This window comes from Bradyrhizobium sp. B117 (assembly GCF_038969555.1).
Lineage (GTDB): Bacteria > Pseudomonadota > Alphaproteobacteria > Rhizobiales > Xanthobacteraceae > Bradyrhizobium.
The window spans coordinates 2,261,361-2,275,775 of sequence record NZ_CP152414.1; the positions used below are offsets into that span (position 1 = coordinate 2,261,361).

At 63.8% G+C, this 14,415-nt stretch carries 16 protein-coding genes; 3 read left to right on the top strand and 13 right to left on the bottom strand.

What is annotated here, in order from left to right; genetic code table 11:
• Window positions 1–56: 56 nt before the first annotated feature.
• From AAFG16_RS11015 to AAFG16_RS11040, 6 genes are all read right to left on the bottom strand, one after another.
• Complete coding sequence (locus AAFG16_RS11015; RefSeq protein ID WP_342740889.1) at window positions 57–491, bottom strand: DUF1801 domain-containing protein; 435 nt, start codon at window positions 489–491, stop codon at window positions 57–59.
• A gap of 13 nt (window positions 492–504) precedes the next feature.
• Window positions 505–708: a hypothetical protein gene (locus tag AAFG16_RS11020; protein WP_283084561.1), complete on the bottom strand. Its 204-nt coding sequence runs from the start codon at window positions 706–708 to the stop codon at window positions 505–507.
• A gap of 43 nt (window positions 709–751) precedes the next feature.
• The gene (locus AAFG16_RS11025) at window positions 752–1,183 is read right to left on the bottom strand and encodes an SRPBCC domain-containing protein (protein ID WP_342739118.1); all 432 of its coding nucleotides are present in this window, start codon (window positions 1,181–1,183) and stop codon (window positions 752–754) included.
• Window positions 1,180–1,503: a metalloregulator ArsR/SmtB family transcription factor gene (locus tag AAFG16_RS11030; RefSeq protein WP_027560785.1), complete on the bottom strand. Its 324-nt coding sequence runs from the start codon at window positions 1,501–1,503 to the stop codon at window positions 1,180–1,182. The genes AAFG16_RS11025 and AAFG16_RS11030 overlap by 4 nt, the downstream gene beginning before the upstream one ends.
• 280 nt (window positions 1,504–1,783) lie before the next feature.
• A complete protein-coding gene (locus tag AAFG16_RS11035; RefSeq protein ID WP_342739119.1) occupies window positions 1,784–2,233 on the bottom strand; it encodes a DsrE family protein in 450 nt (149 codons plus the stop codon).
• A gap of 41 nt (window positions 2,234–2,274) precedes the next feature.
• Window positions 2,275–2,895, bottom strand: a complete 621-nt coding sequence (locus tag AAFG16_RS11040) for a hypothetical protein (protein WP_342739120.1) — start codon at window positions 2,893–2,895, stop codon at window positions 2,275–2,277.
• A 201-nt stretch (window positions 2,896–3,096) separates the two neighbouring features.
• On the opposite strand from AAFG16_RS11040, the gene AAFG16_RS11045 reads away from it, so the two are divergent.
• The 3 genes from AAFG16_RS11045 to AAFG16_RS11055 all read left to right on the top strand — a co-directional run bounded on the left by AAFG16_RS11045 (window position 3,097) and on the right by AAFG16_RS11055 (window position 6,007).
• Window positions 3,097–3,669: an STM3941 family protein gene (locus AAFG16_RS11045; RefSeq protein WP_342739121.1), complete on the top strand. Its 573-nt coding sequence runs from the start codon at window positions 3,097–3,099 to the stop codon at window positions 3,667–3,669.
• Between the two features lie 311 nt (window positions 3,670–3,980).
• Window positions 3,981–5,546 carry an SUMF1/EgtB/PvdO family nonheme iron enzyme gene (locus tag AAFG16_RS11050; RefSeq protein WP_342739122.1) on the top strand — a complete coding sequence of 522 codons (1,566 nt, stop codon included), beginning with the start codon at window positions 3,981–3,983 and terminating at the stop codon, window positions 5,544–5,546.
• 17 nt (window positions 5,547–5,563) lie between these two features.
• A complete protein-coding gene (locus AAFG16_RS11055; protein WP_342739123.1) occupies window positions 5,564–6,007 on the top strand; it encodes a DUF4399 domain-containing protein in 444 nt (147 codons plus the stop codon).
• Here the strand turns inward: AAFG16_RS11055 and AAFG16_RS11060 are convergent, their stop codons facing one another.
• The 7 genes from AAFG16_RS11060 to pqqD form a co-directional block, all read right to left on the bottom strand.
• Entirely contained in the window at window positions 6,008–7,063 is a 1,056-nt protein-coding gene (locus tag AAFG16_RS11060) for a 2-oxoacid:ferredoxin oxidoreductase subunit beta (protein ID WP_342739124.1), read from the bottom strand.
• Between the two features lie 176 nt (window positions 7,064–7,239).
• Window positions 7,240–9,087 (bottom strand): 2-oxoacid:acceptor oxidoreductase subunit alpha, encoded by a 1,848-nt coding sequence (locus AAFG16_RS11065; protein ID WP_342739125.1) that lies wholly within the window; start codon window positions 9,085–9,087, stop codon window positions 7,240–7,242.
• Window positions 9,057–10,856 (bottom strand): FAD-dependent oxidoreductase, encoded by a 1,800-nt coding sequence (locus tag AAFG16_RS11070; RefSeq protein ID WP_342739126.1) that lies wholly within the window; start codon window positions 10,854–10,856, stop codon window positions 9,057–9,059. Before AAFG16_RS11070 ends, AAFG16_RS11065 begins: the two co-directional genes overlap by 31 nt.
• Window positions 10,857–11,095: 239 nt before the next feature.
• Complete coding sequence (locus tag AAFG16_RS11075) at window positions 11,096–11,773, bottom strand: hypothetical protein (RefSeq protein ID WP_342739127.1); 678 nt, start codon at window positions 11,771–11,773, stop codon at window positions 11,096–11,098.
• A 158-nt stretch (window positions 11,774–11,931) separates the two neighbouring features.
• On the bottom strand, window positions 11,932–12,918 hold the full coding sequence (pip, locus tag AAFG16_RS11080; protein WP_342739128.1) for a prolyl aminopeptidase: 987 nt from the start codon (window positions 12,916–12,918) through the stop codon (window positions 11,932–11,934).
• Window positions 12,908–14,107, bottom strand: a complete 1,200-nt coding sequence (pqqE, locus tag AAFG16_RS11085; protein ID WP_342739129.1) for a pyrroloquinoline quinone biosynthesis protein PqqE — start codon at window positions 14,105–14,107, stop codon at window positions 12,908–12,910. The genes pip and pqqE overlap by 11 nt, the downstream gene beginning before the upstream one ends.
• Window positions 14,104–14,415: a pyrroloquinoline quinone biosynthesis peptide chaperone PqqD gene (gene pqqD / locus AAFG16_RS11090; RefSeq protein WP_283084574.1), complete on the bottom strand. Its 312-nt coding sequence runs from the start codon at window positions 14,413–14,415 to the stop codon at window positions 14,104–14,106. Before pqqD ends, pqqE begins: the two co-directional genes overlap by 4 nt.

Below are 14,415 nucleotides of genomic sequence, written 5' to 3' on the forward strand. Positions count from 1 at the left end.
CCGACTACCGCTCCGAAGAAGGTGAGCGGCGCCGTCGGCCGAACTCACATCGCCCTTTATCGCTTCTTCGCCACCTTCTTCTTCGCCGCATTCAGCTCCACGGCCGCGCGGATCAGCGCCTTGAACGCCTTCTCGTTGATTTTTTCGCCCTCGCGAATATCGATCGCGCGCCGCACGTTGCCGTCGAGGCTGGAGTTGAACAGGCCGGCCGGGTCATCCAGCGCCGCGCCCTTGGCAAAGGTCAGCTTCACCACTTCCTTGTAGCTCTCGCCGGTACAGATGATGCCGTCATGCTCCCACACCGGCACGCCGCGCCATTTCCATTCCTCGACGACCTCAGGATCGGCCTCTTTGATCAGGCCGCGGATGCGTCCCAGCATCTCGCCGCGCCAGTCGCCGAGCTCCTTGATCCTGCCGTCGATGAGCTTCGCGGGCGACGCTCCATCCACGTCCTTCGTGCTGCTTTTCTTTGCGGGCACGGCTTTCTTCATCATCTCGCCTCGTTCACGCGTTGCTGCGGCTGACATATGGCAGCGCGAACAGATATAGCCCGGTCGCGAGCAGGGGAATCAGCGGGACGAATGCCATCAGTCCGATCCACGTGGCCTGAATCTGCATGGTCAGGGCAACAATGTTCGCGATCACCGCGATCGTGAAAGCCATCGACAGCCAGCGATGGATCTGCCGAACCCATTTATTCCCGTTCAATGAAACCTCCCTTGAGTTGATCGGATGAAGAGCAGCGACGGAGCTAGCCGGCCCGCGCCAGCAACTCGTCGAGCTTGTTGAAAAACTGCTTCCAGCCGGCATGTGCGCCGCCGAAAGCCTGCTTCTGCGTCGGGCTGAAGCCCGCCTGCTCGACGCGTAAGTGCGTGCCGGCGCCCATCGGCGTCAGCGTGAAGGTCACGATGCTTTTCAGATCGAACGCGGCGTCCTCATGCGAGAAATTCCAGGTGTAGGCGAGCGTCTTCTGCGGCTCGATGGTGAGCACCTCGCAGTCCAGCACGCCGCCCCATTCGCCGCGCAGATTGAATCTGTGACCGACCGTCGGCTTGAAATCGTTCTTCATCAGCCATTCCTCGATCAGATGCGGCTGCGTCAGCGCGCGCCAGAGACGCTCCACTGGGGCGGCAAATTCGCGCTCGACGACCACTGAGCGCTTCTCGGTCAATTGTTCGGTCATTGGTCCATCCTCTTCAGCAAATCATCCAGCGCATCGAGCCGGTTCTGCCAGAAGGAGGCCATCTGGCTGGTCCAGTCGATCAGCGGATTGAGCGCGCCGGGCTGCGCGCTGTAATGGGTCTGGCGTCCCTCATGGCGGTCACGCACCAGGCCCGCCTGCTTCAGCGCGCCCAGATGTTTCGAGACCGCCGGCTGGGAAACGCCGGATCGCGCCGTCAGTGCCCCGACCGTCTGCTCGCCCTCGCGGCACAGCCGCTCGAAGATCGCCCGCCGGGTCGGATCGGCGAGCGTCCTGAACAGGAGGTCGTGGGCAGCGGACATGCGAAATCCATAACTCGGAGGTTATGGATTGACTCATAACCGTAGAGTTATGGGTAAGTCAAGCGCGATGGACATGGGTTGGGGGAGGGCGCCGCAGGCTTCTCTTACCTCTCCCGCTTGCGGGAGAGGTCGGCGCGTTCCGGGCGATGCGAAGCATCGTCCCGCGCGCCGGGTGAGGGCTCTTTCCTCTTGGGGATTGTCCCTGCGTGGAGACACCTCTCCCCAACTCTCCCCCCCAGGCGAGGGAGGGGGCGCACCGATTTCGCGGCGGCCGAAGTGCTCAAGGCCGCAGGTAGAGATACCCCTGCGATTGCAGCTCGGCCAAACGAACCACGCCGCCCTTCTCCGCGATAACGAACCCGGGCAACAGCTCCGTGAGCGTCACGTTCTGCGCCTTCATCGTGTTGGCGCAGGCGGCAAGCTCGACGCCGTCCTTGGAGAATTCACCGACGCGCTTGCTGACGTCGGGATTGGCCTGCGCCGCGTGAAACGGTTTCAGCGCGGGACCGTGGATCACCAGCGCGATCGTCACGTGCTCGGGGCCGCCGACGCCATCGATATGGTTCCGGATGTTGCCGAGCACGAAATTGACTTTCTCGGCGTCGCTGAGGTGATAGACGACCTTGAGCTTGTTCGCCGGTGGGGGCTCGGTCGCTGCCTGTGCTCGCGAGGTGCCGAGCGCTGCGCCCAAAGCCGAGACGGCGCTCCACAACATGTTCCGGCGGTTCATGGTGATTTCTTTCGACTAGGCCTGATTTCGCCGGGCAAATATCACTTGTGGCGCAGCGCGGCGAGTTCCTTGCGGTCGGTCACCAGCGAGGCGCATTCGCTGGTGTCGGTGCGGTCGAGGCGGAAAATCCCGTCGTCGGCCCCGGCCTCCAGAGATCGCTCGGCCTCGTCGTCCGGCTTGTTGTGCAGCCAGACCCTGACCCGCGCGAGGCGCACGACGGCCGATCTATCGTCCTTCGACAGTGCGACGCCGATGCCGCCGCCCTCGCAGTCGACGCCGCAGCCGAGGCGGACCTCGTTGCCATCTTTCACGAACACGACGTGGTGGCAGTCGCCGCTGGAATCGAAATCGCCGCTGCGATGGCGGTAGCGGAAGCCGAGACGGAAGGAGTTGTGCAGCTCCTTGTCCTCCTTGTCCAACTCGGCCGAGACCAGCAGCTTCATCGTGGCGACCTTCTGCTTCGGATGCCGCGCCAGATGCTCGGCATCGTAGCGGCGGACGAAGCACGCGTAGGCCTTGTTGCCGGGGGCGCCTGCATAGATGCGCGCGTTGAAGCTTTCGGCCTCGGCCTTGCTCGCCTCGCGGATGTCGTCAGCCTCCTCGGCCCGGGCGGCGCCGGCCAAGGCGGCAAGGACAAGCGGAAGGACGAGGGCAAGCTTCATGATCGCACCAGACGCGTGGGCCGTGGCCCGCAGGAAGAGAGGGGCCGGTCGGCGGTTAGTCGCGGGCGACGCGGGGCGCGTTCAAGCGGTTTCGGGGCCTCTTCCGCGCGGGGAGCCTCGCGCAAGGTTCCAGTCTTAATAATCTGGAAGGAGGGGCGCTGATAAACCCCGGATTGTTGCAAAGGCTGGTGGCGGTCAAAAATGTCCGTAAGTCAGAACTTGCCCAATCTTGCGATCGGCCATTCCCTGGCGCGGCTGCTGAAGATATTGGCCGCCGGCGTGCTGATGACGCTCGTGTGTGCCGCGATCGCACTCAACTGGTTTCAGATCAAGACCCTCACGCCGTTCCAGATCACGGTCTGCTATGTCGGCCTCGCGTTGTTCGGCTTTGTCACCTTGCGGACGCTCTGGACGCTGCTCTTCGCCAGGGCGCCGGTCGTCTTCATCACCCGCGTCGGCATTCGCGACACCAGGATCGCCGACGACACCATCGCCTGGAGATCGGTGCGGGACATATCGGTCTGGCAATTCCGCAACCAGAAGATCGTGGTCCTCAAGCTTGATCCCCTTGTCGCCGACCGCTTCGACGTCGGCTTTCTCAAGCGCATCATCTCGATGATGAACCAAGCGATCGGCGCCGAGGGCGTGCTGATCAATCCGAGCGGCCTGACCATGGACGGCGAAACGCTGCTCGAGACCTGCAAGCAATACTGGAAGGCCGGCCGCCTCGCTTATTCCGGCCGCGCGCCTGTCGAGCCCGAGCCAGTCAGCTAGTCCGGTCCGCAGCCAAGGCGGACCTTGTCGCCTTCTTTCACGAACACTGCGCGGTGGCAGTCGCCGCACGCGTGACGCGCTCAGCTCGCATTCGCGCGCAGAGCGGAGCGAGGCCGCGTGGTTCCATGCACGGCCTTAGTCGAACCTCAGGCTGGGAAGGTTCAATCGAGCTCGGGCCTTCACTCCGAGGGGAACTCGATGCCGCGCGCCTTCGACATTGTCCAAATTCGTCAATGTGATAGCGTTCACAGACGATTGCTTTCGGCAGTCTTAGGGTGGGGCCGCCTCTTGTAGTGTGTGGAGTCCCCGCGATGGGAGAAATTCGCGACTTCAGATCCGGCAATCGAGGGGAGCCGCCTCCGAGCGGGGCGCTGCCTCGGCGACTCGCTGCGATCATTGTCGGCGATATCGCGTCCTACAGCCGCTTGATGCAGGCTGACGAGGAGGGCACGCACGCCCGCGTCAAGCGGATCGAGCGGGATCTCATCATGCCCAGCATCGTCGAGCATCATGGAAGCCTGGTGAAGACGACCGGCGACGGCTTCATTGCGATTTTCGATAGTCCCGTCGAGGCTGTTCGATGCAGCATCGTCATCCAGCAAAATCTCGTCGGCCGCAACACTTCGCAGCCGAAGCATTCCCGGATCGAATACCGGATCGGCGTCAATCTTGGTGATGTCATCGTCGAGCCGGACGACATCTATGGCGACGGCGTCAACATCGCCACGCGCATCGAAGGCATTGCCGAGCCGGGCCAGGTCTACATCTCGGGTGCGATTTACGAGCAGATCAAGCACAAGGTGGTGTGCGGCTATGAATCGCTCGGCGATCGCAAGGTCAAGAACATCACCGATCCGGTGCGAGTCTACCGCGTGCTGCCGGACGCAGACGCGGTCGGCAGAACGCGAAGCCGGCGCGAGAACGCCTTGATCTTTTTCCTCGGGATCAGCGTGCTGATCATCGCCGCCGGCGTACTTTGGTATCTGCTGTCACAGCCGGCTGGCAGGCGGAACGAGCAGGCCGCCGCACCGACCGCCGCACCGACCGCCGCGCCGACCGTCGCACCGACCGTCGCGCCGGCCGCATCTCCAAGCCCGCAGCCCGCTCCACGCGAAGCGGCGACGCAAACGCCGGAGCCGTCTCCCACCTTGGCTTCGGCACCTCCGCCGCCCTCGCCGGTACCCAGCCCATCGGCGATACCCGTCCGTGAACCCGAGATGATCGCCATTCGCGGCGGCAGCTTCGCCATGGGAAGCAATGATGATCCGACCGAACGTCCGGTCCACCAGGTCACGGTCAAGCCGTTTTCGATCGGCAAATATCCGGTGACCGTGCAGCAGTGGAACGAATGCGCCGCCGCGAAGGCGTGCGCCTTCACGGCCGTGGGCAAGGACGATGCGCCGGTCAGCAATGTGAGCTGGACCGATGCGCAGCAATATGTGGCCTATCTCTCCCAGGCGGCGAAGAAGCCGTACCGGCTTCCGAGCGAAGCCGAATGGGAATATGCGGCGCGCGGCGGAACGCAGGGCAAGTATTGGTGGGGTGACAAGCTCCAGCCGGGCATGGCCGGGTGCAAGGATTGCGGTGATCTTGCAGCCGAGCAGCCGGCGAAGGTCGGCAGCTTCAAGGCCAATCCGTTCGGGCTGTACGACATGGGCGGCGCCATCGACCAGTGGGTCGAGGATTGCTGGCACAGAAGCTATCAGGGCGCGCCCGGCGACGGCTCGGCATGGACCGGCGGTGACTGCGCCTCGCATGTCCTGCGCTCGGGCTCCTGGAAGAACGATTCAAGATATGTGCGGCCGTCAAACCGCGATGGTTACGACACCAATGTCCGTTACCCAACGCACGGATTCCGTGTCGCGCTCAGTCCGTGATTGCCGGAGTAGATTTGATGAAGATCATGTCCTGTGTCGCACTTGCGGCTGCGATCGCATTGCACCCGGGTGCGGCGTACGCGCAGGGCAAGACCGCGCCTAAGGATGCCAAGGTCTATTTCATCACGCCGCGCGACGGGCAGAAGGTTCGTAGTGGATTTTGGGTCCGGTTCGGCTTGCGCAACATGGGCGTGACGCATGCCGGCGACGACTACCAGAACGCGGGTCATCACCACCTGCTGGTCGACGTCAACGACCCCATCGACCCCAAGGAGCCGATCCCGCAGGACAAGTCGCATTTGCATTTCGGCGCGGGGCAGACCGAAACCATGCTCGAACTTCCGCCCGGCACGCACACGCTGCAATTGGTGTTGGGCGATGCGAAGCACTATCCGTTCGAACCGCCGGTCGTATCGGACAAGATCACGATACGTGTCCGGCAGCCTGTTTCCGGCAAGTAATCACCGCAGGCTGGCGTTGATCTTGTCCAGCACCGCCGAGCCTGGGCACAGCGCATCCGCTTCCAGCGTGTTGAGCGGCGTCTCGACCGTGTTGAGATGCTCGTGCAGATCTTCCGCGTCGGGATCGACATAGAGAAGCCCGGTGACGATCTGGCCCTTGGCGGCGTGCTTCGCGAGGAAGGTCTGGGCGCCGAGCCTGTCGTGCGGATCATATTCGGCATCGATCTTGCGCAGCGCGATCTTGCTGCCGTCATGCTGCTCGACCATCTGAACCGTGCCCGGTGCGTAGTCGACCGCAATGGGATCGCGGCCGACCAGCACGTCGAGCCGGTTCACGGCGTCATTGTGCTCGCGGACATAGTCGAAGCTCTTGGTCGAGCCGGCATGGTTGTTGAATGCGATGCAGGGGCTGATGACGTCGATGAAGGACGCGCCCTTGTGGCGGATCGCAGCCGCGATCAGCGGCACCAGCTGGGCCTTGTCGCCGGAGAACGAGCGCGCGACGAAGGTCGCCCCTAACTGCAGCGCGATCGCGACGAGGTCGATGGCGTTGTCGGTGTTGGTGACGCCCTTCTTGCTCTTCGAGCCGCGGTCGGCGGTGGCTGAGAACTGGCCCTTTGTGAGGCCGTAGACGCCGTTGTTCTCGACGATATAGGTCATGTTGACGCCGCGCCGGATCGAATGCGCGAACTGGCCGAAGCCGATCGAAGCGGAATCGCCATCGCCGGAGACGCCGAGATAGATCAGGTCGCGGTTGGCGAGGTTGGCGCCGGTGAGCACGCTGGGCATGCGGCCGTGCACGGAGTTGAAGCCGTGCGAATTGCCGAGGAAATAGTCCGGCGTCTTCGACGAGCAGCCGATGCCGGAAATCTTCGCCACCCGATGCGGCTCGATCGAGAGCTCGTAGCAGGCCTCGATGATCGAGGCCGTGATCGAGTCATGACCGCAGCCGGCGCACAGCGTCGAGATTTTGCCTTCGTAATCGCGATGCGTGTAGCCGAGCTCGTTCTTCTTCAGTCCGGGATGATGAAACTTTGGCTTGGCAATATAGGTCATGACCGTTTCTCTATGCCCCGACGTCTTCTATCGGCGAAAGTGGTGGAATAAGCCCCGTTGTATCCACGGCGTCATTGCGAGGAGCCCTTGCGACGAAGCAATCCAGAAATTGCTCCGCGGAGAGATTCTGGATTGCTTCGCTGCGCTCGCAATGACGATGTGGATACAGTTTGCCATCATGACACGGCCTTGCGGAGCGGGGTCACCTTGAGGTGATCCTGGTGGTCGCCAATGGCTTTTGCGATGAAACGGGCAGTGATTGGGGTGCCGTCGTAATGCACGATGGGCACGAGCCGCACCGGGTCGATGCCGTTCTCGTTGACGATGAGCTGGCGCAGCTGGCTGTCGCGGTTTTGCTCGACGACATAGACGAAGTCGTGCTCGGCGAGGAAGCTCGCGACGCTGGAGTGGAACGGGAAGGCTCGGATGCGCAGGCGGTCGAGCTGATGTCCGCGCGCCTCCAAAAGGCCGATCGCCTCGTCCATCGCGGGCGAGGTCGAGCCGAAATAGATCACGCCATATTTGGTCGGCCGTTCCGCATTGGCCTGAAGCGGCCGCGGCACCAGGTCCTGCGCGGTCTCGAACTTGCGCACCAGGCGCTGCATGTTGTCGGCATAAACAGGGCCTTCCTCGGAATAGCGCGCATAGCGGTCGCGCGAGGTGCCGCGGGTGAAGTAGGAGCCCTTGGTCGGATGCGTGCCGGGATAGGTGCGGTAGGGGATGCCGTCGCCGTCGACGTCGAGGTAGCGGCCGAAGTCGCGGCCTTCCTCCAGCATCTCCGTGGTCATCACCTTGCCGCGGTCGTATTGCCTTGCATCGTCCCACTTCAGCGGCCGGCAGAGCCGGTGGTTCATCCCGATGTCGAGATCGAGCATCAGGAAGATCGTGGTCTGAAGCCGCTCGGCGAGATCGAATGCGGCGGCAGCGAACTCGAAAGCCTCGGCGGGATCTTCCGGAAACAGCAGCACATGCTTGGTGTCGCCGTGCGAAGCATAGGCGCAGGCGATGATGTCGCATTGCTGGGTGCGGGTCGGCATGCCCGTCGAGGGCCCGGCGCGCTGGATGTTCATGATCACCGCCGGGATCTCGGCGAAGTAGGAGAGGCCGATAAACTCGGTCATCAGCGAGATGCCGGGGCCCGAGGTCGCGGTGAAGGCGCGGGCGCCGTTCCAGGACGCGCCGATGACGATGCCGATCGAGGCCAGCTCGTCCTCGCCCTGCACGATGGCGTATTTCGCCTTGCCGGTCTCGGGGTCGTGCCGGTACTTCTTGCAATGGGCGGTGAAGGCTTCCGCCACCGACGAGGACGGCGTGATCGGATACCACGCGCAGACCGTGGCGCCGCCATAGACGGCGCCGAGCGCGGCAGCGCTGTTGCCCTCGATGAAGATGCGGTCGCCGACCTTGTCCGACTTCTTCACGCGTAGCCCAATCGGGCATTTCAAATTCTGCAGCGCCCAGTCGCGGCCGAGATGCAGCGCATGGACGTTGGAGGAGAGCAGCTTCTCCTTGCCTTTGTACTGCTCGCCGATCAGCTGCTCGATCAGCTTCGGGTCCATGTCGAGCAACGCCGAGAGGCTGCCGAGATAGATGATGTTCTTGAACAGCTGGCGCTGGCGCGGATCGGTATAGGTCGAGTTGGTGATCGCGGTGAGCGGCACGCCGATCACGGTGATGTCGTCGCGGAATTTGGTCGACGGCATCGGCTTGGTGGAATCGTAGAACAGGTAGCCGCCCGGCTCGATGCCGGCGACGTCCTTGTCCCAGGTCTGCGGGTTCATCGCCACCATCAAGTCGACGCCGCCGCGGGCGCCGAGATGGCCGTCTTCCGTCACCCGCACCTCGTACCAGGTCGGCAGGCCCTGGATGTTGGAGGGGAAGATGTTGCGCGGGGAGACCGGCACGCCATGGCGCAGGATCGCGCGCGCGAACATCTCGTTGGCGCTGGCCGAGCCCGAGCCGTTGACGTTGGCGAAGCGGACGACGAAGTCGTTTACGCTGCTGATCGGCTTTTTGTCGGGCATGATGATCCTGCGTAAGTCATCTCGATGAAATATTTCTGCATGTCCCAGGCGCCGGTGGGGCAACGCTCGGCGCACAGCCCGCAATGCAGGCAGACGTCCTCGTCCTTCACCATCACGCGCCCGGTCTTGAGATCGGAGGAGACGTAGAGGTCCTGGTCCGCGTGCGGCGAGGGCGCCTTCAGGCGCTGGCGCAGGTCGCTCTCCTCGCCATTATCAGTGAAGGTGATGCAATCCATTGGGCAGATGTCGGCGCAGGCATCGCATTCGATGCAGAGCGAGGTCGAGAACACGGTCTGCACGTCGCAGTTCAGGCAGCGCTCGGCTTCGCCCAGCGCCAGCTTGACGTCGTAGCCGAGCTCGACCTCGGCGCGGATGTCCTTCAGCGCGACGACCTTGTCGCGATGCGGCACCTTGAAGCGCTTGTCGTTGGAGATGTCGTTGTCATAGCTCCATTCGTGGATGCCCATTTTCTGTGAGGAGACCTGCACCTCCGGCAGCGGCCTTTCGGTGATGTCCTCGCCCGACAGCATCTTGTGGATCGACAAAGCGGCGTCATGGCCGTGCGCCACCGCCCAGATGATGTTCTTGGGCCCGAACGCGGCGTCGCCGCCGAAGAAGACCTTCGGATTGGTCGAGGCGAACGTCTTCTGATCGACCTTCGGCATGTGCCATTTGTCGAACTCGATGCCGCAATCCTGCTCGACCCAGGGGAAGGCGTTCTCCTGGCCGACCGCGACCAGCACGTCGTCGCAGGGAATGGTCTGATCGGGATCGCCCGAAGGCACCAGATTGCGACGGCCTTTTGCGTCATATTCGGCTTTGACGTGTTGGAAGGTGACGCCGATGAGCTTGCCGGCGACATGCTTGAATGCCACCGGCACCATGTAGTTGAGGATCGGGATGTCCTCGTGGATCGCGTCTTCCTTCTCCCAGGGCGAGGCCTTCATCTCCTCGAAGCCGGAACGCACGACCACCGTGACTTTCTCGCCGCCGAGCCGGCGCGCGGTGCGGCAGCAATCCATTGCGGTGTTGCCGCCGCCGAGCACGATGACGCGTTTGCCGATCTTGTCGGTATGGCCGAACGACACATTGGCCAGCCATTCGATGCCGATGTGGATGTTGGCGGCGGCCTCTTTCCGGCCGGGGATGTCGAGCTCGCGGCCGCGCGGGGCGCCGGAGCCGACGAAGATCGCGTCGTACTTCTCGGCGAGCAGCGCCTTCATGCTCTCGATGCGGTGACCGCCCTTGAACTCGACGCCGAGACCCAGGATATAGCCGGTCTCTTCGTCGATGACGGAATTGGGCAGGCGGAATTTCGGGATCTGCGTGCGCATCATGCCGCCGGCTTCCGGATCGGCATCGAACACCGTGCAGTGATAGCCGAGTGGCGCGAGATCGCGCGCCACGGTCAGCGAGGCCGGGCCGCCGCCGACCAGCGCGATCCGCTTGCCGTTCTTCGGCGTGGGCTTCGGCAGGCGCTGCTTGATGTCGTCCTTGAAGTCGGCGGCAACGCGCTTGAGGCGGCAGATCGCGACGGGATTTTCCTCGACGCGTCCGCGCCGGCACGCCGGCTCGCATGGACGATCGCAGGTGCGTCCCAGGATGCCGGGAAACACGTTCGATTGCCAATTGATCATGTAGGCGTCGCTGTAGCGGCCTTGTGCGATCAGTCGGATGTATTCGGGAACCGGGGTGTGCGCAGGACAGGCCCACTGGCAATCGACCACTTTGTGAAAGTAGTCGGGGGCCGCGATATCGGTCGGTTTCATTCCTACCCTGTCCGCGCAGGCTCAAAGGACCCGGCGGCCTCTTCTTGAGCTTGGCGAACGCTTAACGCGCGTCGATCTGGTTTCTGAATGACGTCATTGGGTTAGCTTATTAGAACCGGTCCGAAGTACAACGGCAAATTTGCGCGCTTCCCCGCTTTCATGGGAGCTGCGCGCGCACAGCATTCCGCGCTGCGCGCGACATGCGTGCGGTGCAATATGTTGCAGTGCGTGTGTGCGCGTCAGCCGCGTGCGATGTCGCTGTTCGCGAGGTCCCACATCAGGCAGTAAGTGCCGACGGAGACCGGCAGCGGGAAGGGCGATGCGGCAGGGCCGGTGAAGCGCTCGGCGATCACGGCTGAGACCGCTCCGACATGCGTGCCGTCGATCAGCACGAACCAGTCGCGCGCGCCGTCGTTGCGCGCCGCCGGAATTCCCGCCGTCGCGCCCGACAATTCGGGCTCGCTTTCGAGCAGATGCATCGAGATGATGCCATCGCGCGTTTCCGGCGCCAGCCTTTCTTGCAGTGCATCACGCCACGCCCCGGCATTGTCGGCGCTCGGCCGCAGCCGCACCACGCCGAGCGCAACCCCGCGCCCCGTGCCGTTGCTGATGGTGATGCGCGCGACCACACGCAGCATGTCCTTGAAGCGCGCCATGGTCTGCCGCGACCAGTCGGTCGGGCTTGCGAGCCGCGCCTGGTAGGCGGGGCTGTCGAGCACGTCGAGCGTGGCGGTCGAGTACAGGCAGAGATATTTGGGATTGGCGGCATGCGCGACATAGCGCCGCGCCTCCAGGAAACCCTCGATCGCGACGCGCTCTTCCAGGTGCTCGCGATCGTACCAGCGGTTGAAGTCGGCCTCATCGGCGGCGTCGATGTTCATCGACGTCAGCAGCATCCCCTTCCCGGCGAGTGGCATTTTCTTGTTGTCCTTCCCATGCTTCCCCTCATGGTGAGCGTCCGGACGATGCTGCGCATCGCCGGGTGAACCATGAAAGGCCCCCGCTGCTACAGCTCGGCCTTCATCCTTCGAGACGCGCGCAAACGGCGCGCTTCTCAGGATGAGGGTCTAGATCTCTAGCGCGAGATTTTCGACGCGACGTCTGCGATCGCCCTCATGACCGCGTCCCTCACGCCGGCATCATAGAGCGAATGGCCGGCTTCTTCCACGATCCGAATCTCGGAACCGGGCCAGACTTTCGCGAGCGCATGAGACGTCTCGGGCGGGCACAACAGGTCGTAGCGTCCCTGGACGATGATGCCGGGAATGCCTGCGAGCTTTCCGGCGCTGCGCAACAGCTGGTCTTCGCTCATGAAGGAATTGTTGACGAAATAATGCGCTTCCATGAACGGCGTCGCCGGCAGGGTGCGCCAGACGTTGAGCGAGGCGAGGTCCAGCCGTGTCTTGGCCGGCTTGTGCTCGGATAGTGTGCGCTCGGTGTCGTGCCAGGCCCGCGCCGCCGGCCCATGCACCGCCGGATCGGCATCGAGGATGCGGCGCCAATAGGCGTCCACCGGATGGCTGCGCTCCTCGGGCGGCAGCACGCCCAGAAAATCCTCCGAGAGCGCGGGATAGAATTGCGACAGGCGCGAGGTGAAGGCCGTCTCGACCTCGGCCCGCGTGCCGAGGAACGTCGCGCGCAGCGCGATGCCAGAGACGCGCTCGGGATGCGCCTCTGCATAGGCCAGCGCCAATGTAGCCCCCCAGGAGCCGCCGACCAGCATCCAGCGTTCGAAGCCGAATTTCTCGCGGATCTTCTCCATGTCCGCGACGAGATGCGCCGTCGTGTTGTGCTCGCGCGATCCCTTGGGACGGCTGCGGCCGCAGCCGCGCTGGTCGAACAGCACGGCGCAGAAGCGCTCGGGATCGAACAGCTTGCGATGATCGGGCTGGCAGCCGCTGCCGGGGCCGCCATGCAGATAGATCGCGGGGATGCCGTCGGAGCGGCCGACGCTCTCGACATAGAGCTCAAAGCCGTCGCCGACGTCGAGCATGTCGGAGGTCAGTGGCGCAAAGGGATCGGCGCGTTTGGCGGATACGGCCGCGTCGGCGTCAGGCACCATTCTCGGATTCCAGAGTGCCCCCGGCGAAATTGCGGTAGAGGAAGCGGTTGGTCTCGCCCTCGGCCTCGCGCTCGGCCTGCTTGAAGATGGTCTCGTGCAGCGGCGACAGCGCACAGGCCGGATCGGTGTTGGCGGCATCGCCCGTCAGCGCAAAGGCCTGGCAGCGGCAGCCGCCGAAATCGATCTCGCGGAATTCGCAGGACTTGCACGGCTCCTTCATCCAGCCGGTGCCGCGATAGCGGTTGAAGGCGTCGGAGTTCTGCCAGATCCAGGCGACCGAATGGTTGGAGCGGACGGATTCGAAGTCGAGCCCGGTGATGCTCTCGGCGGCGTGGCAGGGCAGCACCTTGCCGGCGGGCGAAATGTTGAAGAACTGCCGGCCCCAGCCGCCCATGCACTTCTTCGGCCGCAGCGCGTAATAGTCCGGCACGACGTAGTCGATGGTCAGCCGGCCTTTGTGTTGCTCGCGCGCCTCCTCGACGAGGCGGGTGCACTCCTCGAGCTGCGCAACTGTCGGCATCAAGGCGGCGCGGTTCTTCAGCGCCCAGCCGTAATATTGCACATTGGCGACCTCGAGCCGGTCGGCGTCGAGATCGAGCGACATCTGGATGATGTCGGGGAGCTGGTGCAGGTTCTGGCGATGCATCACCGCGTTGACGGTGAGCGGCAGATCGAGCTCGCGCGTCCACCTTGCGACCTCGAGCTTCTTGCGGTGCCCGCCTTTGTAGCCGGCGACGCGATCGGCGAGGCCTTCCTCGATGCTCTGGAAGCTGATCTGCACATGGCAGAGGCCCGCATCGGCAAGGTCGCTGAGCCGCTCGCGCGTCAACAGCACGGCCGAGGTGATGAGGTTGGTGTAGAGGCCGGCATCGCTGGCGTGCTTGACCAGCTCGACGAGATCTTTCCGGGCCGTCGGCTCGCCGCCGGAGAAATGCACCTGCAGCACGCCGATCTCGGCGAGTTCGCTCAAGACCTTCTTCCACTCGTCCGTGGTCAGCTCCTTGCCCGAGCGATCGAGCTCGACCGGGTTGGAGCAATAGGGGCATTGCAGCGGGCAGCGATGGGTGATCTCGAGCAGCACCGCGAGCGGGATGCCAAAGGTCTCAGCCGTCGAGCGCTGCCTCTCCAGCACCGCGAGGCTGTCGCTGGTCTCGGGCGGGACGGCGGGATTGCCGAGCACGTCGGTCATGACGTCTTCTCCCGGGCCTCGGTGAGGAAGCCCTTGTCGGCGAGATCCTGCAGCATCGCGATGACATCGGTGAGAATCGCCTCGCGCGGTGCTGCGTATTTCGCAGCTAACTGATCGGCGACGTCGCCGACATTGCGCTCGCCGTTGCAGAGCTGCAAAACCTCGACCGCGATCTCGTCCGGCGCCAGCACGCGTTCCGGTGCCAGGATCACCCAGACCTTGCGCGTCTCGTCATATTTCAGCTTGGCATGCCGCGGCAGCACGGGGCGGCTTGCCTCGCTGACGCTGATGTTCCGCGGCCCGGCCAT